The organism is Ignavibacteriales bacterium, from assembly GCA_026390795.1.
Lineage (GTDB): Bacteria > Bacteroidota > Ignavibacteria > Ignavibacteriales > Melioribacteraceae > Fen-1258.
In genome coordinates this window covers 512,381-532,255 of sequence record JAPLFG010000003.1, presented here as the reverse complement: position 1 = coordinate 532,255, position 19,875 = coordinate 512,381, and the positions used below count along the sequence as shown (strand labels likewise).

The window sequence follows — 19,875 nt, the reverse complement described above, 5'->3', positions numbered from 1 at the left end:
GATTTGGGTGTTATGGCTTATTTTGTTTCAGCTTTCAATTTACTTCTATCTTTTATTTTCTTTGCATGCAAAATAAAATTACTAAGATTCGGATCATCATATCTTTTTGCTAATTCCACTGCTTTTTCAGATGACTCAATTGCCTCCCGCCACATACCGGCTTTCTCATAAGCATCGGTAATGCTGTCGTATGCATTCGCAGAATTTGGATTCTGTTCTATGTTGCGTTTGAATAATAAAATAGCTTCTTGAATCTTTCCATTATCAATTGCTTCATACCCAAAATTATTTATTATATCTTCGGGAACGGGGATATCATACCGTAATCTTTTTGATACTTCTTGAAAATGTTTTTCAGCAAACTCAAGACCCTTACTAAGAAGATCATTATGGAACCTATACCCGGTGAATAGCTGCCGTAAAGCGTCGATCTGTGCCAGCAGTGTAACGCTGCCGTGAGTTTCATCCGGAAATCCCTTACAAATCCACCGTAATCCTTTGGGAGATTCTGTTTTAAGAGTTTCAACTATTCTCAAATCTTGATCCAATGCACCTTCCAGATCATCCGAATAAGCGAAGTAAAGAAATGCTTTTAAACTATCTCTGGTTTTAAATGATTCTGCCAGCGATCTTTGCGGAAGTTCATTGTCCCAATCGAGACTTGGACTTATTGCGAAATATGCATTAAAAAGGGAAGGTTGAGAACTTAAACAGTAAAGCGCAAATTGCCCGGATGCCGAATGCCCGGATAGAATACGAAAACTCTTTGTCCGGAAGTCTTTATCAATCTTCGGGATAAGTTCTTCCGAAAGAAATCTTTTAAAGTTATTTGCACCGCCGCCTCCGATCCAGTGAGATGACCAATCCGTCTGTGTAAAGTCTCTTATTCTAACTGTACTTGTAATTGCTACAACAATTAATTCCGGAATTTCTCCTTGTCCGGATAGAAAACTTACCGAACCGACTGAATGCAAAAAGTTATAATCACCGTCAAGCAGATAAAGTACCGGGTAGCTTCGATCTGAAGCCCACTTATAACTCTCCGGTAAGTAAATTTGATATACGCGGTCTTCATTTAAAATCTTTGAGTGAAGAACTTCCTTCTGTCCTATTACTATTTGGGCTTGGCTGAAACTAGCATTCGCCCAAAGAATAAAAACTATAAGAAATATATTTTTGTATAACATTTTATCTCCATTACACGTTTTTATTTACCTGTCCCGCAGACCACCGGCGCAGATTGAAATCGCAATATAATAATTAGAACAATATTGAACTGTCCCGCATTCCGGGATCCCGCTCCGCGGGAAAATTAGTTTACACCAAACTTGATTCGGGGTTGTCCGAGTTAGGCGGTGTGTTTTACACTATTAATTGTTACATCTGTCAATCTATTTGTTTAATGATCTTTAAATTTGCTATGATACCAAATCCATTACACCAAAGACCGACAGAACCATCTTTCCGATTAGACAATTCTTTCACTACAAGACTCGGATCGTCTGCATTATTCACATAAACTTTTATTTCCCGATTCATGATTTCAATCTTAGCATGGAACCATTCATCTCCATTAGGTGCCGGTTCAATCCCTTTTTCATATTCTCCGTTATGATTGTTGCGTAAACGGTTCCATGTCCATTCCGGATTCGAAGTGTACTGGACGGCATGAGACTTATTAGCAGGATTCGTGGAACGAAAATTAAAGGGGCGAAAATATATTGCGTCATAAGTTTTCTCATCAACAACACGGAAGGCAATACCGACAAAACTGCTTTGCGGCGGACTACTTTTTCCTTTTGCATCAAACTCGATGATACCGTACGCAAAATTAAAATTATCAAGCCAAATAAATTGATCTCCTTCGGTTTTCGTTATCATCAGTGCATCTGAAGATTCTTTTTTTGCAAGCTCGGCCGAAACGAATTTACCTTTCCAGCCCTCTCCATTTAGAATTGTTTTAATATCCGGTGTGATAATACTTTGAGCGCCGGATGAAGATAAATATATAATTAGGAAAAACACGAAACCAAAAACATTTCTTCTCATCTCATTCCGCTCCTTAAAAATGTGTTTGAATTAGTGTACGATGGTATTGCCTTTCATATGCCCGCGCTTAATAGCAATGACGCAATGAAAACTAACGCCATGTGGAAAAGCTGGTTAAGCTTCTAATTATTTTTATAGTGGTGTATCAAGAATACAAATTGATTTACATGTTCTAATTTATTACCCGAAATAACCTGTTCCTCTATTGAATATTAAATTCGGTTTCCAATTTAATTTATCACCTAAGACCATTCTCGGTAAAATTTTTTGTAATTGGAAATTTTCTTCTTCCAAGAATTTTATTGCATCAACATTATCGGATGGTATAGTCGCAGTTGTTTTCCCTTGACTAAATCTGTATTTCATCAATTCAATGCCTGCTTTTGAATTAATTGCTAATATAAAGCCGCTACCCAAATCCGGAAGATATACTCCTTGTATTTCACTTGGTTCTTCACAACAATAGACTAAACCGGTTGAAAAGAATCTTTCAATCAAGTGTGATCTTTCTTCTCCCGTAATTTCCATATCAAGTTTTCTCAACGCGGGATAATCTTCTTTTCTTACTTTTCGTACACTGGTAATTTGCTGGTAATTATTAGAACCATTGCCTGATTTATAAATATGATATGTAGAGGATGTTCTAAAGCCAATCTTACTGTAAATATTTTTACCCAATTCAGTGGCTATTAGTAATTGAGTAACGCATCCGTTCTTCTTAAAGAATTCAACCAAATGATTTGTCAACTGATAACCAATTCCTTGTCTTCTCATTTCTGGTGTAACTATAATATTACCAACCCAGCCAATTTTGTTGTTTAAGATTCCGTTCCCAAATCCTATTATTTCATTTTCCTTGCATGCCACAATCGGATAGAAATATGGATAACCATAGTGAAGTGAAACAATGTTTGGAAGATTCATATCCCATTCTTTTGGAGGTAAATCAACCAACAATTCTATTTCTGATTGTAACAGTTGCCTTACTTCGTACATTTTTATTCTCTGATTGATTCTTAAGCATTTCGGAGTCGCAACTAAAGTCGAAGATCCCGATGTTTTTTATCGGGATAAAAGATCCCTCGTACTTTGCCCTGCCCATAACATTCCGCCGGTGCAGATTGAAATCGCAAAATAATAATAAGAACAATACCGAACGGCCGCAAATTTTAGTTCAAGATGGTAAATCAACCCATGTCTTTATTGCAACGGGTTTTAAGGAGAATGGTGTAAGATCAACATGGAATATGGTTATTCCGTTAAAACCAATTGATAGCCGTTAACCATAATAAAATAGTATCACTGCTCAAAAGCTCATCCGTCATGAGAATAAAGAAGTCTAGACCAAATTGCGTTCATTTCATTGATTTTTTCTTTCTATTATTTATGATCAATCAGTAATAAATTTTCGAATAGATTCTTTACCTGCCATGTCGTTTATCCAAACAACTAACTCTCAGCTAACATGTACATGAATGTTAGTTGCTCCTATATCACGAGCACTTTTATATCTGGGTACCCCATCAGCTTGAGTATAAAATAGTTTACAGCAGCTTCACTTGGATCATCGGAGAAACAAACAAGTTCAGCATACCTTGGTACGCCTGCCTTGGTTAAGATATTCCATATATCCTTCGCGGTTTTTGGAGTGCCGTCGGCATTCAGGAAATCTATAAACGGCACATGAACAACTTTTCCATCCTGAATTTTAGGCGGCACATTTGAGCCTGAAGCAATAAATACTTTGGGGTAAATTCCCTGGGTGTTAGTTAGATCTGCAATTATAACTCCCTTATGTAAATTACTAGGATAAGTTGTTGTGGGTATCGATAAATCTCCGCGGACCTTTTGAGGTCCTACAACTGTTGCATCTTTTGTCAATGCAAAACCAAGTTGTGCACATTTATCCATTGAGTCCATAAAGATAGAGATCTTTTTCTGTCCCAATTTCTCCAGCATTACAAACGCAAGGGCTGATTCCTTCGACAATCCGGAACCTGAAATAATGACCACTTCATGAGAAGTATCTACACCGGCTGAACCAAGAATATCTGCAAGCTTTGCCGGGTTCGTGGAATTGCTTTTGAATAATTCTGCAGAGATGTTCAGTGCGAAGGGTACGTGACCTTGTTTGTACGCGTTTGCGGATCGAACATCAACAATACTAACTTGTGAGACTCCATACATCCTCATCATTCTTCCTCCCCATGTTTTTAACCAGTTTGTTTCTCTCATTAGAAACGGGGAATCGTAAGTCCAAAACGGCAGTTCTCGTTCATCCTTAAGCCATCCCAACTCGGACTCATTAAAAAGTTTGACTTTAGGATAATTCAGAATGAATTTAAGAGCGAAGTACGGCACACTCGCTGCAACTCCACCGCCGCAATAAGTATATATCTCTTGTTCCGGTTTGATTCCTAAGTAGTTCAGCATCTTTTTAATTTCCTCTGCCGATTTGAAAGTCTTATCCGGATTGTAAAAATCTAAACTCGGAAGAAGGATTCCGTTAGGGATATGTCCGGGCCGGTTAAAAAATTGTTGTACCCCAAAGTGCCAATCAGCATCTAGTGCTTCAAGTAAGACAAAATTTTTCTGGTCACCGGATGCTGTAAGGAATTCCGGTAATTCGACTCTTGCATCTTCGTTAATCTTTTCTATTTTAAAGACACCTTTGCTTGTTGTAGGTGCAATCTCTTTTGTTACCGGCATTCCGTCTTGCTGCCACATGTAAAGTCCGCCGTCCAATATTAGAAGATCTTTTTCCGGGAAGCCGTAATAATAGAGAGAATGAAATAGTTTGGTCGCCATAATTCCCGCGCCCTGATCGTAGATCACTATCTTTTTCCCTAAACTAATTCCCCAAGACTGATATTTTTTTTCTATTTCAGTGACGGGCATTTCCAATGGACCATAAGTGAATATGTCATAGTTAATTGCGCTTGGAATGTGTTTAGCTGAATAGATCTGGGAAGGTGAGGCGTCTAGTATTAGAACATCGGAATTTTTAAGATTTTTCTCCAACCAGCCGACAGTGACGAGATTGCCCTTGATTCCTTCTTCAGCCTTCATAGGTTGTGTCAGTTGCAGACAAATCGCAACGGTAAATAAGAAAAAGTAACTGATTTTCTGTGGGTTCATTTTTTCTCCGGTTTATTTTTAATGTGCAATTGAATTCACATTGTTAATTTTTATGTAATACATATACATTTTTATTTTGTGTGTGATGCACTTTCAATTCCAAATAAGGGAAATGGTTTTTCATTAAAATTTTCGTTAAACAAATATGCCGTAAGAAAAATGAATGCAATAAATCCAAGAATTATAAGTATCTGACCTTTGGATGTTTTCTGAATATCTTGTTTTGATTTAGAATCACAAACTTCACCGGGGCAGTATTGAGTTTTTTCTTTATAAATCATTGTATAAAATTTACATCCCAGGCAAATACCAAACGCGGATTCGAAGAATAAAAATATGAGGCAGATTAAACAGATAATACCTGTTATTGGACTATAAGAATTTACAACTACTAAAAGAATAAACATTATCGCTGCTAATATTACTCCTATTACCCAGGCAAACTTTTTTTGTTTTGCGCCGACATATTCAGGCGCTTGATTCCTAACAATCAAACGTCCAAGAATTAAGGAAGGAGAAAATTTGGGATTAATAAAGACACGCAAAAGAATATCTGTAAGGAATATCACTATAGAATATTTTAAAAGTAAAAAATTACTCTTTAATACTACTGTTAGAATAGAAGTAAACATTATTAAAAATAGAATTCCTGCTGCAGCCCTAATTTCACGTTCATTTAATACGGGGATTTGATATCCTTCAACATCTTCTCCAAACTTTATAATTCTATTCATTACTGCTTTTCCTTATTTTGTTAATTTGTATAATGTTATGACGCAAGAATATGCAAATCGGAAGCGAACAAAAACGGAATATCTACATACACCGTGTTCTAGTACACTAACGGTGTAATTGCGTCAACTAAAAATTCTGGTAATCTTGGTTGGAATAATTATATTAGAGTATTGCAACTCACTTTGGAGATATTCTATTAACAGCTGGATAAAATTGATCGATTTGAAGCGTGCCAGATTCTATTTGTGGGTTGGTGCATCTTATTTATTGCTTTGGCTGTTGAGTTACCTGGCAAAATATCCTCAAGCATTTGTAATAAAAACTTTGGATGAAATTTACCGGGCTGTTTATATTATTCTTCTCAATTTTATTTTCTACGAGTATACTCTGAGTCCCGCAACACGGAAAAAGATCTTTAAGTTTCTCCTCCTTTTGGCAGCCCATTTTATATTGTTCACTTATGGCTTCCATGTCTGGATCAATATAGGAACCCAGTTGCATATTTATACAGTCTTAAGTGCCGAAGAACTTCAGCTTGGATTTCATTGTCCGTACAGCATCGGTTCAATTTTCTTTTTTGGAATCATTATGCACATTTATGATTATAAAAAATTAAAAGTAACAGCGCAGCAGCTGCAAATTGAGAAACAACAGGCTGAATTGAATTACCTCAAGTCGCAGACAAATCCGCACTTTTTATTCAACACGTTAAATAATATCTATTCATTGACAAGGGATAAATCTGATCTTGCCCCGGAATCAATTTTACGCTTGTCGAAAATATTGCGTTACATGCTTTATGAAACCGGCGGTGCGTATATAGCAATTGAACATGAACTAATAATAATAAGTGATTACATTGAGCTTGAAAAATTGCGTTACGATGATTCGTTACATATCAATTTTAACTATGACGTCGAAGACATGAAACAAGCTATTCCGCCGTTATTGTTAATACCATTAGTAGAGAATGCATTTAAACATGGTGTATCCGAAACAAGGGCTCATCCGCTGGTTGATATTCATCTTTCTATAAATAACCGGCTTTTGGTTTTCATTGTAAAAAATTCTACGGAAAAATTTTCTGAAGAACAGGGTATAAAGGAGAACATAGGTCTTACTAATTTGCGGCGTCAATTGGAATTACTCTATACGGATTACAATCTATCTCTTCAGCAGACTGAATCCTTATTTACAGCTACTTTAAAAATTAATCTTGCAAGCCATGTCTAATATAAAATGCATCATAATAGAAGATGAACCGTTGGCCGTAAAAATTTTATCGGATTATATTTCTAAAATACATTTCCTGGAATTGAATGGAACATTTAAAGATGCCATTCTTGCAACAGATTATTTACGGCATAATAATGTCGATCTAATCTTTTTAGATATTCACCTCCCGAAATTGAAAGGCATGACATTTTTAAAAACGCTTACACATCCTCCCGCGGTAATTGTTACAACAGCTTATCATCAATATGCCGTGGAAGGATTTAATCTAAACGTTACGGATTACTTGTTAAAGCCGTTTGATTTTGAGCGTTTTTTAGTAGCTGTGACTAAGGTAAAAACAGCGGAAGGAGAAAATCATCAGCCGCATGAAACCCAGGAGATACGGGATTATATATTTCTTAATGTGCAAAAAAAGAAGGTGAAAATATTATTTTCGGAGATCGTTTATATTGAAAGTCAACGGGAGTACATCAAAATCATTACAACTAAAAAAGAATACATTTCAAAAATGAGTACACATGAAATTGAAGACCTTTTACCGGCAAATCTCTTCAAACGAGTTCACCGCTCATTTATAATTTCGGTCAGCAAGATTCAATCATACACAGCTAAAATAGTTGAGGTAAATGGAGTAGCAATTCCAATCGGCAGGGGCTATATAGATAATATAGAAAATCTGTAGACTTCATAATTACTATCTAATCTAAATCCCATTTGTCTTTAGAATACTCAACTGTCGCGCATTCCGAAATCCCGCTCTGCGGGAAAATTAGTTTACTCCACAGCCTTATTGCGAGGACAACCCGGAAAGACAATGCTAGTATTGGCAAAACTACTTGATATTTAACTTGCACGCCAATTTATGAGCGGAATCATTTCAAATTACCAGTCGGCAAGTGAAATATTTAGTTATTGTTTTGACCAAGGACAAGATAAGCGTAAAGGAAGTAGAAACTAGAGCGGTTGTTGATTGGAATAATTAGAATAATTGTATGATCGAAATAATTTATGAGCAGCTGCAACGAAAGTAGGTGGTCGCAATTTGCGACCAGTTCAGCCTAATGTGAATTTCAATCAATCAAACAGAATCAAAGCCGTTTCAAAATAACCAGAGTCATATCGTCGTGCTGGGGATAATTATCAACAAATTTTTTAACCTCTTTCAGAATCAAATTAAGCAATTCATGCGCGCTTAAATTTCTATTGCTCTCGATTAGTTTAACTAAACTTTCTTCACTGTACTCTTCGTGACGTTCATTCATTGCCTCGGTAAAGCCGTCAGTATAAAGAACAAAAATATCGCCTTGTTTTAGAGAAACCTCTTCTTCATTTAGTGTTGAGGTGAATATGTGTCCTTCTTCCAATCCAAGCGCCATTCCTTTGCTTAGAAGAAGTTTTGTGCCGCCGCTCTCTTGACTGCAAAGAATTCCCGGATTGTGCCCGGCTCGAGCGTAAAGAATTGTATGCCTATGAGTATCAAGAATCGCATAGAACATACTCACAAAAGTATTTTTCTCAATTGTTTTATAGAGAAGACGATTCACTTTACCCAAAACATTTTTAGGCGATACATCTTCTTCCGCATGTGCCTGTAAAATTCCTTTTGTCAATGTCATATAAATCGCGGCGCCCACGCCTTTACCGGAAACATCGCCGATTGCTATTCCCAATTTATCTCCGGTGAGTTTAACGAAATCAAAATAATCTCCGCCAGCTTCAACTGCGGGAATACTAATTGCGGAAATTTCGTAACCGGGAATTTTCGGCTCTTCTTTAGGCAGCAAACTAAGTTGAACTTTTGCCGCGATCTCAAGTTCTTTCTTCAATCTTTCACGTTCCGAAATTCTTTGAATATGTGAAGGCAAGCCGTAATTCTCCATCACAAATTCTTCTTTACGGATTCTGCTGATAAAATAAATTATTGGTGCCGCCACAACTGCCAGTATAATAAAAGCAAAATTCCATGAATAGAAAGAATTGTTTGTAGCCAGAAGTGTAAATCCTTTTGGAATAATCGTATAGAAAAACATGGCGCTGCCGATTACCATCAAATCGAATTGGAAATAGAGATATGCAAGAAAACATCCGAATATAAAATATGAAAGTAAGTTTATTTCAAAATTATTAAGCGAGGGCGGAGTTGCGGAAATCGAAAATCCAAGAAGTGTAACCAATCCTGTTAATAAAATAGAAGCCCATTTCTTTTTCCAGCGCTGGTAAGAAATGTTAACTATGAAAAAAGTAATTACAATTGATGAAATTATTGAAACGGTAACACCGCTGAAGATGCTGCCGAGAGCCGGCAGCCAGCCACCGAAGATTTCTTGAAATCCGGTCGGGCAAATAAACGCCGCACTATTCGGAGTATTTAAAACAACGCCTCCGATCAAAACGGTAAGGGAAATTGCCGCACCGATAACAAATCCTTTCATCAAAGATGTGCCGGAATTAAGAGCGAAGAAGTGTCCTTTAATAAATGCATCTGCGGCTTTTAATTTTTCCGGCCATAAACTTCTGGCGTAAGATTCACCTACCGTCCAGCTTGCAAAAACAAGAAGTGCAAGGAAAAAATAAATTATAAATCCGTTGATGAGCAGAATAATAATTTTCATATATGTAAAAGAGAGGTTTCCTAGTTGAGATCCCTGCCCAATTTCAGGCCATGAGTTGATGATTTTTATCATCGAAATCGTAAAGAATAAGATGAAAATATTTCTCCCTACATTTACCCAAATTTCACCTTGATGGTATTTTTTGAGGAAAAGATAAAATGCGATTAATATCAGAACAATTATGAATATAGCTGAGACTGTTCCGTAAATTGCTTCGGCGGAAGTAAAGTAACCGCGTTCAATCTGGGGAACTTCAAAATAATATGAAAAGCTACCGACTCTATTTCCTTGAATCTTGGCTAAAATTATCAGCTTGCCGGGCAATTTTGTTTCATTTTTTTCCCAACGGAAAGAATAATCGCTTCTATTGCGATAAGAATCTTCTTTCGATTCAACCAAATTGAATCCTTGAAATTCATCACCAAGGTTTTGTTTAATATAAGTATCAATTAGTGCGGTAGCTTCCGGTTTTGATAGAGATTTAATGCTGGCCGTATCGGGAATTTCACGGTTGAATCCGAAAATTTCACCTTCGTTCGAAATATCAACATAATAAGTTGTCGCTGCAATTTGCTTCGGCAAATCTTGGTGGAACATTACGACCCAGCTTAATGTGGATCTCTTTTTATTTTTGATATACTCTTTGAAACCTGCGTTGCCTAATTTTTTTAATATATATCTGTTTTCAATCGGGGAGTTGTCTAAAAACGCTTCACTGCTAAATCCATTCAGATCAAAATGCTCTCTAAGTAAATATTTTTGCGCTATGGCAATTGCTTCTGGGCGTGTTATACCCATCTCCATAGTATTAAATACGCTGAAAGGATAGAGAACAATCATCAAAACAAAAATAATTGCTGCAGCAACAAACCAGTATTTATGATTCTGAAAAGAATTTTTCATTCCTGTGCCTGTTTTTTAGTTTTCACCAATCTTTAAGACGGCTTAAAAATAGAAATGTTTGGGTACTGAATCAATTATAACATCATGGTTTTCTATCGTAAAATAGATGCACCGTTTCAAATAAAATGAATGATTTGTTCGTATCATTTTAACTAATCAACAGACAATTGAAAAATTATTATATTGCCTTCACAAATTGTTAATATTCTTGTAAAAGAATGAAAGAACCGTTAGTAAATTTAAGTTTAGCGCGTGAACACGGATTAACCGAAGAAGAATACGGATGGATATGCGACAAACTTGGCAGAACGCCGACCTTCACGGAATTAGGGATTTTTTCGGTAATGTGGAGCGAACATTGCAGTTATAAAAATTCAATTGCACTTCTTAAAACTTTACCGCGCAGCGGCGGAAGATTGTTAGTTGGTGCCGGAGAAGAAAATGCCGGACTTGTAGATATAGGTGATGGGCTGGCTATAGCATTTAAAATTGAAAGTCATAATCATCCGTCGGCAGTTGAACCTTATCAGGGTGCCGCTACAGGTGTAGGCGGAATTTTAAGAGATATTTTTACGATGGGTGCCCGCCCAATTGCATGTTTAAATTCACTTCGGTTTGGATCTCTAACAGATCCGCGCACAAGATATTTATTCGAGGGCGTTGTAAAAGGAATTGGCGATTATGGAAATTGCTTCGGTGTGCCAACCGTCGGCGGAGAAATTTATTTTGATGAATCATACAAGGGAAACCCTCTTGTAAATGCAATGGCAATCGGAATTGTTGATACAAACCTTGTTGTATCTGCAACAGCAAAAGGAAAAGGAAATCCGGTAATGATCGTCGGTTCATCAACCGGCAGAGACGGAATTCACGGCGCAACATTTGCCTCGGAAGAAATTTCTGCAAAATCGGAGGCAAAACGTCCTTCGGTTCAAGTCGGTGACCCCTTCACTGAAAAACTTTTACTTGAAGCGACATTAGAAATTATAAAACAAGATTTGGTAATTGGCATACAGGATATGGGTGCGGCGGGTATTTCTTGTTCAACTTCTGAAATGAGCGCCAAAGGTGAATCCGGAATGATAATAGACCTAAACAAAGTTCCGCTTCGTGAAGAGGGAATGAGCGCTTATGAAATTATGCTTTCCGAGAGCCAGGAAAGAATGCTAGTCGTTGCTAAAAAAGGATGCGAAGAAAGAGTAAAACATATTTTTGAAAAATGGGATTTACATTGCGAGATAATTGGTGAAGTAACCGATTCTGAAAAGGTAATTATTAATTACGAAGGCGAAAAGAAAGTCGAGATTTCGCCGGTAGAATTGGTTCTCGGAGGCAATGCGCCAGTTTATATCCGGGAGACTGAGGAACCGAAATATCTTGAAGAGACGCGTAAATTTAATTTGAAAAGTTTACCCGAAACGGATAATGTTTCCGAAGCATTCGAAAAAATATTTTCATCACCGAACATTGCATCAAAGCAATGGGTCTATCAGCAATACGATTCAATGGTTCGCACAAATACAGTAGTCGGTCCCGGTTCCGATGCCGCCGTAATTTTAATTAAGGATTCGGACAAGGCAATTGCCGCTAAGACGGATTGCAATGGAAGGTATGTTTATCTAAATCCCAAAGAAGGAACTAAAATTGCGGTTGCGGAATCTGCCCGCAATGTTGTTTGCAGCGGAGCTGTTCCGCTTGCTATTACTAACTGTCTAAATTTTGGTAATCCCTACAAACCGGAAATGTATTGGACATTTAAGAAAGCAATTGAAGGAATGGGTGAAGCGTGCAAATTTTTTAAAACACCTGTTACCGGCGGCAATGTAAGTTTTTATAATGAAAGTCCGGATACCGCCGTTTATCCAACACCCGTTATAGGAATGGTTGGATTGATTGAAAAACTTGAAAATATTACTACGGCACAATTTAAAAATGACGGCGATTTAGTTTATCTGCTTGGCGAAGATTATGAAGAAGTGGGCGGAAGCGAGTATTTGAAAGTGATTCATGATTTAGTTACGGGAGAAATTCCTAAAATTGATCTTCAAACAGAAAAAGATTTGCATAAATTAATTATGCACCTCATCGAAAATGGTTTGGTAAATTCCGCACACGATATTTCCGATGGCGGAATAATGTGTGCGCTTGCCGAGTGCTGTATTATTGATCAGGAAAAACCGGTTGGTGCTCATGTTCATATTCCAGTTAAAACGAGAGAAGATTTTTCATTTTTTTCCGAATCCCAATCGCGAGTTATTATTACCGTAAATCCGGATAATCAAGAAAAGTTCGAAGAAGCTGCATCAAAAAGTTTTACTCCATTTGTATTGATCGGTGAAACGGGCGGCAAGAGTTTGAATGTAAACGACCAATACGATTATCCCTTTCAGCTTCTTTTTGATCTGTATTATTCTGCAATTCCAAAGAGAATGAATGTTGCGCATTAAAATTCTAAAAAAGATCGGTTCAGTTATTTCATTAAAAACTTATAAAAAAATAATTGAATTCATCCGTTATTATTTTCTCGGACTTTTTAAAAGGATGGATGAGAATAATCTTTTTTTTGCCGGCGCTGGAATTTCATTCTCACTTTTTCTCGGAATGATCCCTTTCATACTTTTTATGTTTTCGCTGCTCGGAAATATATTCGATCAGTCGACTATAGAAACTCAATTGAACAATCTCATCGATCAAACTATTCCTTACCCTTCTTATGCAAATTATGTCAAACGTTTGATCATTTCCAGACTGCCGGAAGTAATACAATATAAAACTCTAGCGGGATTTATTGGTATCATCGGTTTGCTATTTACATCAACATGGATCTTCAGCAGTATTCGAACAATTCTTAATCAAATTTATCATGTAAAAATATTGAAAGGATATCTTTACGGGTTGTTCAGAGATATTCTAATGGTAATCTTGCTCGTGTTTTTGATTTCGCTTACAACATTTATGTACCCGGCAGTAAAATTATTCTATGAAGTGACGAAATATTATCCTTCAATACAGCAATTAACCGCGAGTCCCCTCTGGACAGTTGGCTTATATGCATTATCGCTTGGGTTAATGTTTGGAATGTTTTTTCTGCTTTATTACTTGATTCCTTATGAACAGCTTGGTAAAAAAGTTGCGTACGTAAGCGCATTTTGGGCTACACTGCTTTGGGAAGTTGCACGCAATGTATTCAGATATTATATCAATTCCACCTTAGGCAGCAATCCGCTTTACGGCGCTTTTGTTCTTATTCTTGCAATACTTCTATGGGTCTTTTACTCCGCATGTTTGTTCATTGTAGGTGCGGAGATTGGTCAACTCTTTAGAGAAAGGAACTTATTAAAGAATGCTAGGTAAGAATTATTTGTTGTGAATGAATAAATCATTAATAGAAAATTACGGAGATAAGTAATGCCAACTTTACACAGAATACAATTTCGTTTTCAAATAAATTTATTTGCACTAATTCTGATTTCGGCAATTTCACTTACTTATAAAGTAAGTATGGCTCAAAGTATTAATCCATCCGCAAAAGGCAAATCCGATTTTGTCTCACAGGATGAAAAAGAGTTTAAAAAAATTAAGCAATTGAAGGTGAAGAGCCGTATAAAGTATGCTGTTTACAATGATGTAAAAGGATACATGAACGATAAGAAGGTTCTGATAGGAAAGGAAGTATTTAATAAACGGGGATCGCTTTTAGAAATGGAAGAATATAATTCTTCCGGGAATATGATCTCCTCTTATAAATTTAGTTACAATTCAAAAGGGAAGCCGATTAAAGCTGAAGGAATTGATGATGCCGACAGAAAAAGTATTCAATTTTCAAAATATGATTCTCGCGGGAACGAGACTGAAAGAAATTTAATTTCAATCGCAAGAAAAAGAACCGAGTCAAAGTCGCTTTTCAAATATGATAAAGATAATAATCTGGTAGAGGTAAAAAACTATATTGACGGAAATTTTAACGATCAGCAAAATACCGAATTCAAAAATGGAGTTAGAATCAGAACAACAATGTTGAATGAAAAAAAAGATACGGTTCTTGTTTCAATTCCCGAATATAATTCTGCCGGAAAATTAGTCAGTGAGAAAAGTAAAAATCAAAATACTGTGTATAAATATGATTCGAATGGTAATTTAAATGAAATGGTTGATGCCGAATTTAAGCGAGTTTATGTATCGGATGAAAAAGGAAATATAGTCGAACATAAAATGTTCCTTCTGGACGGAAGAAGACAAATAAGATTGGTTTTCAAGTATAACCAGAAAGGTTTAATGAGCGATTGGATTAGGTACGATAATAACGAAGATGTAGTGCTTCATTACGCTTATGAATACGAGTATTACAAATAGAACTTCATGATAAAATTTTTACCGCTTGGCGGCGCCGATGATATCGGCGCAAGTTGTTTCTATATTAACATTTCAGACACAGGCATACTTCTCGATTGCGGAATACACCCGCGTAAAAAAGGTTTAGACTCACTCCCCAAATTTGAACTATTAAAAGATCTGCCGCTTGATTTTGTTTTTATAAGTCATGCTCATCAAGATCATATCGGGTCGCTTCCGTTTTTAGTTCAACGCATTCCTCACGTAATAATATTTTCAACTCCGCAAACTAAAGAAATTGCTGAACTCACACTTCACAATGCAGCAAACATATTAGCTAATAGTCAACATGAAGAGAGCGGACTCAGAATATACACGCACGAAGAAATTGATCTTCTGGTTAGAAGTATTCGGACTGTGGAATATGAAACAACTTTTTCATTAAAAGGATTGCGGCAGTTATCTCCTTCACCAATAAATATTACATTTTTTGATGCTGGACATATACTTGGCGCCGCTGCCATTTTAATTGAGCACAATGAACAAAAAATTTTTTATTCGGGAGACATCAATCTCTCGGATCAAACTATAATGACCGGTGCGGATCTTTCGAAAGTAAAAAAAATAGATACGCTAATTCTAGAATCTACTTACGCCGGTACGGATTCCAGCAAACTCGGCACATGGTTGAGTGAACAAAAAAGATTTGCCAAGGAAGCAAATCAGATATTGAGGAGTGGTGCCTCTATTCTTATCTCGGTTTTTGCTCTTGGTAAGACTCAAGAACTGCTTGCATCAATTCATTTGTTGATGAAAAAAGGATTGCTGACCGAAACAAATATCTACACAGGTGGAATCGGAAAAGAAATTTCATCTTTGTATGACCGCAGCCGGTATCTGGTAAGAAGAAAAAATATTGAACTTGTTTTTCGGAATATTCCGCAGAACAATTTATTCGAAATTGAAGACTATAATTATTTTAAGAAAAATCCCGGGATCGTTCTTGCTTCAAGCGGAATGATGCTTGAAGGCACCACATCCTTCCGGCTTCTAGATTTTTGGCTGAGACAAGAGGCGTTTGCAATTTTTGGGGTTGGCTATATGGATTCTGAAACGCCCGGATACAAAATTATGAATGCAAAAAGAGGTGATGTTGTTCAACTAAGCGAATTCCGTTCACCGCAAAAAATAAATTGCCATATTGAAAAATTTTATTTTCCTTCTCATTCAAAGAGAGAGGAACTGATAAAAATTGTTGAAATCACGTCGCCGAACCGGGTAATAATTGTCCACGGCGAAAGCCAGTCTCATGACTGGCTTGGTTTGCAAATTCTTACATTACATAAAAAGACCAAACTTTATTCAGCACAAGTCGGCAATCAAATAAATTTGGATTTTGATTAACTGAGGAATTTGTTTTCGAAGGTTTACTGAAATAATTAGTATGAAGTAAATAAAGTCCGACCGGAAAACCGGCCGGACTTTATGTTTTAAAATTACTTGGCTAACGCTACATCGGTATTTTTATCCGGATGTTCATCTAAATATTTTTGATAAAGATACCCGTTATAAAATTTTTCGCACATGCGTCGAGTTCTGTCGCAGTCATGAAATTTTGCTAAGCGGCTAACCATGAAAACGCCTTGCGGGTCGCCAATCTTGACTAAAGATAAAGCCGCAATAATTCTTTCTTCGCATGTTTTACCTTCCCTTAGCAACGCAATAAGAGGAATAACTGCTTTAGTAGATTTCATTTCTCCAAGATTGAATGCGCAGCTAACCCTTAATCCTTCATTATCAGATGCTAGTCCAATCAATCTGTTGAGTTCGATCGCTTCGTATGTGTTCGCTTTTGGAACTGTCTTATTCACTTCCGCAAAAGTATATGCCGTGAATAGCAATGTGGAGAGAATCAATAACCCGAAAAATGCTCGTGTTTTCATCTTACCCTCACTTGCTTTTGTTAATGATTTATTATTGTGCGATTCAGAATGGTTTGTTTTCGCTTTCATGAGTTAAGACGATAGTTACAGAAAAAGGTTGCCTCAATTTTTAAAAACGACATATATATGCGGGCACTGGAATATTGAAAATGCTGATGATCTAAATGAATTGTTGCCTGTTTAAGAGGGAGTTTTGAATGAAAAGAAGACTTGAATTTATTAATGCATTCTATTCATTATCAGATTTTAAATCTTTAAAAATTTTGAATACCCATGGAGAAGAAACACCAAGAAAAAGAAGCAATATAAAAAGCTCGATCCAGCTTTCCATTTTTCACCTCTAAATTTTCTTTGTTGAACATATAACAAGAATAGTTGAAAAAAAGTGCCGAAAAGCACACACAGATTAGTTTGTACTTTACCTTCGAATAAAAAACTTTATTAATCATTCTTCTCTTGATGCCTGCAGATATCCGGATAAGTATAAATAAAATTCGTCTGACTTAAGAATTTAAGTTTTCTTTGCTAAAGAAAGAGAGTGTCAAAACTATCTCGTTAAAAAGAGGTACATTTGCACAAAACTATTTGGCGACAAACACGAATGCATAATAAAAGACCATATTTTGAAAAAGAATTAGAAGTAAAAGAATCTTTACTTCACGGAAGAGGAATCTTGACAACGATTGATATTCTCGCCGATCAAGTAATTTGTATTATAGAAGGTGAAGTAATAGATGAAGCAGAATGTATTCGCAGAGAGGATGAAGAAGGGAATGTTTACATTTTTTGTAATGGTGATAATTATATCGATACTTTTAAGACCGAGGTGATAAGAAATTTGAATCATTTTTGCACACCGAACTGCTATGTGGATGACCGGGATGAATCTTCTCTTGTTCTAGTTGCTGAACGTGATATTAAAGCCGGGGAAGAATTAACGATTGATTACGACTATGAAGAAATTTATGAGCATTGTAATTGTGAAGTATGCAGGAATAGGAAGGCTGTATAATTTTTTATGTTAACAAATTTTATTTGCAGATTTAATTACATCCTTAAACATCATAGATTGTTGGCCTGATAGGAATAGATGTAAAAAATAGTTTTAATTTATTCCAATATGCAAAAAAACAATCAAAACACTTTGTAATAAGAATTCGAATTCGCGAGGATCGTACTCCTAAGGTGGAGAACCTAAAATCTTCGGGTTACTGACAATTAGTGAATTCTCTGCCTTGATTAAAGTCGCTGTAAAGTGTAAATTAATTCAAGAAAAAACCATAATCATATCTACAAATAAAAATGAAACTAGCACTTGATGCTTTCGTAAAAACTACTCTTGATGGAAAACTAAGAGAATTGGAACAGTTATTAGATGCAGATGTAATTTTCTTTTCTGGAAATATTTACGAGGGTTATGTCAAAATATTTAGGGAGTTCATAGAAGAGTTAAAAACAGATACGACTCAAAAAGATAAACTGTATATCTTTTTAAGAACACCTGGTGGAACTGCAATTGCGGCCGAAAAAATGGTAAATGTTGTTAGACATCATTATAAAGAAGTTAATTTTATTATACTTGATTATGCAATGTCGGCTGGAACAATTTTTTGTATGAGTGGCGACAATATTCTTATGGATTATTCATCGTGTTTAGGCCCCATTGACCCACAAATTCAAGTTGGAGAACAACTAGTACCTGCTCTAGGCTACTTAGATAAAGTTAATGAGTTAATTGAAAAATCAAGAAACCTTACTTTAACAAATGCTGAATTCGTAATGCTTCAGAATCAAGACTTAGCCAAACTTAGAAGCTATGAACAAGCACGCGACTTGTCAATCTCGCTATTAAAAGAGTGGTTAGTGAAATATAAATTTAAAAATTGGGCTACTCATGTGAGTAACCCCGAAAAAGTGGGTCAAGCTGTAACTCAAGCAGATTAGGAAGAAAGAGCTACTAAAATTGCAGCCGATTTGAGCGATAATAATATATGGAATTCACATGGACGGCCAATTGGAATAGCTAAATTAAGATCTATCTTAAAATTAAAAATTGATGATCTTAGTGACAAACCGGAACTTTATAAAGTTGCCAGAAGTTATAATGATATACTTTGTGACTATGCAGACAAGCAGTTTAATGGTACATTTTTGCATTCACGCATGTTTATTTAAAAACTAGGTGGAGGTAAATCATGGAAGAAAATATAAATATTTTGGACGAAGTTAAAAGAATTAAAGAGTCAGCTCCCCCAAATGGTCAAGTTGTTGAATTTCAAAGCTATAGAAATTCACTTAAGAATGAAGGCTTGTTAAAGGAAGATACATTCGATTGGCCAAATGATTTACTTGTAATTAATAAGCAAAACATGATGAATAGGATTTTCAAAAACGATTTATTTCACTAAGCTTAGTTTTCCTTCTTTCCCGGATTGTTTCATTTTTTTTAGTTACTCTCCTAAAATTCTCCGGTATTAGCAATAGTATTCAAATTCCTTAATCCGATAATAATAAACAATACTGACAGTTAAATACATCATTACTCATAAATAGATAATTTTATTACTTTACAAATTTCTATCAAGTTCTTAAGACTACTGAATTGTATCAGAGAAATCGATTACTAAATTAATTACTGATTTTTGTTCCTTAAGTAATCAATGTAATATTACTTTTCCCGCTTTAAAAGTAGAAAGCCCGAAAATTTTTATTTTCGGGCTTTCTTTGTAGCGGGGCTAGGACTTGAACCTAGAACCTTCGGGTTATGAGCCCGACGAGCTACCAATTGCTCCACCCCGCGGTGTAATTTTTATTTCAAGAGGTTATGAGTCCGATACGAGCTACTCCCGATTGATCGGGACTCCACCCCGCGATATAATTTTATTTTCGCGTTATTTCAGTATCAATTACAAAAAGGATTCAGATTT

General features: G+C 36.1%; 16 protein-coding genes and 1 tRNA gene. 9 read left to right on the top strand and 8 right to left on the bottom strand.

The features are described 5' to 3' along the window. Positions 1 to 17 precede the first annotated feature (17 nt). The 5 genes from NTX65_05975 to NTX65_05955 all read right to left on the bottom strand — a co-directional run bounded on the left by NTX65_05975 (position 18) and on the right by NTX65_05955 (position 5,921). Entirely contained in the window at positions 18 to 1,187 is a 1,170-nt protein-coding gene (locus NTX65_05975; protein ID MCX6168863.1) for an alpha/beta hydrolase-fold protein, read from the bottom strand. A 199-nt stretch (positions 1,188 to 1,386) separates the two neighbouring features. Further along, positions 1,387 to 2,049 carry a hypothetical protein gene (locus tag NTX65_05970; protein MCX6168862.1) on the bottom strand — a complete coding sequence of 221 codons (663 nt, stop codon included), beginning with the start codon at positions 2,047 to 2,049 and terminating at the stop codon, positions 1,387 to 1,389. A 180-nt stretch (positions 2,050 to 2,229) separates the two neighbouring features. After that, complete coding sequence (locus tag NTX65_05965) at positions 2,230 to 3,045, bottom strand: GNAT family N-acetyltransferase (GenBank protein ID MCX6168861.1); 816 nt, start codon at positions 3,043 to 3,045, stop codon at positions 2,230 to 2,232. Positions 3,046 to 3,537: 492 nt separating this feature from the next. Continuing rightward, the gene (locus NTX65_05960) at positions 3,538 to 5,187 is read right to left on the bottom strand and encodes a rhodanese-like domain-containing protein (GenBank protein ID MCX6168860.1); all 1,650 of its coding nucleotides are present in this window, start codon (positions 5,185 to 5,187) and stop codon (positions 3,538 to 3,540) included. Between the two features lie 71 nt (positions 5,188 to 5,258). Then, complete coding sequence (locus NTX65_05955) at positions 5,259 to 5,921, bottom strand: DUF4395 domain-containing protein (GenBank protein ID MCX6168859.1); 663 nt, start codon at positions 5,919 to 5,921, stop codon at positions 5,259 to 5,261. 118 nt (positions 5,922 to 6,039) lie between these two features. Here NTX65_05955 and NTX65_05950 point away from each other — a divergent pair, with 118 nt between their 5' ends. Further along, positions 6,040 to 7,155, top strand: coding sequence for a histidine kinase (locus NTX65_05950; GenBank protein MCX6168858.1), 1,116 nt, complete (start codon positions 6,040 to 6,042; stop codon positions 7,153 to 7,155). Then, a complete protein-coding gene (locus NTX65_05945) occupies positions 7,148 to 7,840 on the top strand; it encodes a response regulator transcription factor (protein ID MCX6168857.1) in 693 nt (230 codons plus the stop codon). The genes NTX65_05950 and NTX65_05945 overlap by 8 nt, the downstream gene beginning before the upstream one ends. 406 nt (positions 7,841 to 8,246) lie before the next feature. On the opposite strand, the gene NTX65_05940 is transcribed toward NTX65_05945, so the two are convergent. Continuing rightward, a complete protein-coding gene (locus tag NTX65_05940; protein MCX6168856.1) occupies positions 8,247 to 10,673 on the bottom strand; it encodes a PP2C family protein-serine/threonine phosphatase in 2,427 nt (808 codons plus the stop codon). A gap of 218 nt (positions 10,674 to 10,891) precedes the next feature. On the opposite strand from NTX65_05940, the gene purL reads away from it, so the two are divergent. Genes purL through NTX65_05920 form a run of 4 tightly spaced genes read left to right on the top strand, consistent with a single transcriptional unit; the run spans position 10,892 to position 16,409 of the window. Beyond that, positions 10,892 to 13,120 (top strand): phosphoribosylformylglycinamidine synthase subunit PurL, encoded by a 2,229-nt coding sequence (gene purL / locus NTX65_05935; protein ID MCX6168855.1) that lies wholly within the window; start codon positions 10,892 to 10,894, stop codon positions 13,118 to 13,120. Beyond that, on the top strand, positions 13,107 to 14,027 hold the full coding sequence (locus NTX65_05930; GenBank protein MCX6168854.1) for a YihY/virulence factor BrkB family protein: 921 nt from the start codon (positions 13,107 to 13,109) through the stop codon (positions 14,025 to 14,027). Before purL ends, NTX65_05930 begins: the two co-directional genes overlap by 14 nt. A 54-nt stretch (positions 14,028 to 14,081) precedes the next feature. Further along, on the top strand, positions 14,082 to 15,026 hold the full coding sequence (locus NTX65_05925; GenBank protein ID MCX6168853.1) for a hypothetical protein: 945 nt from the start codon (positions 14,082 to 14,084) through the stop codon (positions 15,024 to 15,026). A gap of 6 nt (positions 15,027 to 15,032) precedes the next feature. Then, positions 15,033 to 16,409: an MBL fold metallo-hydrolase gene (locus NTX65_05920; protein ID MCX6168852.1), complete on the top strand. Its 1,377-nt coding sequence runs from the start codon at positions 15,033 to 15,035 to the stop codon at positions 16,407 to 16,409. A gap of 92 nt (positions 16,410 to 16,501) precedes the next feature. On the opposite strand, the gene NTX65_05915 is transcribed toward NTX65_05920, so the two are convergent. Then, on the bottom strand, positions 16,502 to 16,948 hold the full coding sequence (locus tag NTX65_05915; protein MCX6168851.1) for a hypothetical protein: 447 nt from the start codon (positions 16,946 to 16,948) through the stop codon (positions 16,502 to 16,504). Between the two features lie 601 nt (positions 16,949 to 17,549). On the opposite strand from NTX65_05915, the gene NTX65_05910 reads away from it, so the two are divergent. The 3 genes from NTX65_05910 to NTX65_05900 all read left to right on the top strand — a co-directional run bounded on the left by NTX65_05910 (position 17,550) and on the right by NTX65_05900 (position 19,356). Next, positions 17,550 to 17,960, top strand: coding sequence for an SET domain-containing protein (locus tag NTX65_05910; GenBank protein ID MCX6168850.1), 411 nt, complete (start codon positions 17,550 to 17,552; stop codon positions 17,958 to 17,960). Between the two features lie 290 nt (positions 17,961 to 18,250). Beyond that, positions 18,251 to 18,892: an ATP-dependent Clp protease proteolytic subunit gene (locus NTX65_05905; GenBank protein MCX6168849.1), complete on the top strand. Its 642-nt coding sequence runs from the start codon at positions 18,251 to 18,253 to the stop codon at positions 18,890 to 18,892. A gap of 251 nt (positions 18,893 to 19,143) precedes the next feature. After that, positions 19,144 to 19,356 (top strand): hypothetical protein, encoded by a 213-nt coding sequence (locus tag NTX65_05900; GenBank protein MCX6168848.1) that lies wholly within the window; start codon positions 19,144 to 19,146, stop codon positions 19,354 to 19,356. A 319-nt stretch (positions 19,357 to 19,675) separates the two neighbouring features. Here the strand turns inward: NTX65_05900 and NTX65_05895 are convergent. After that, positions 19,676 to 19,748: transfer RNA gene (locus NTX65_05895), tRNA-Met, on the bottom strand. Positions 19,749 to 19,875: the final 127 nt, after the last annotated feature.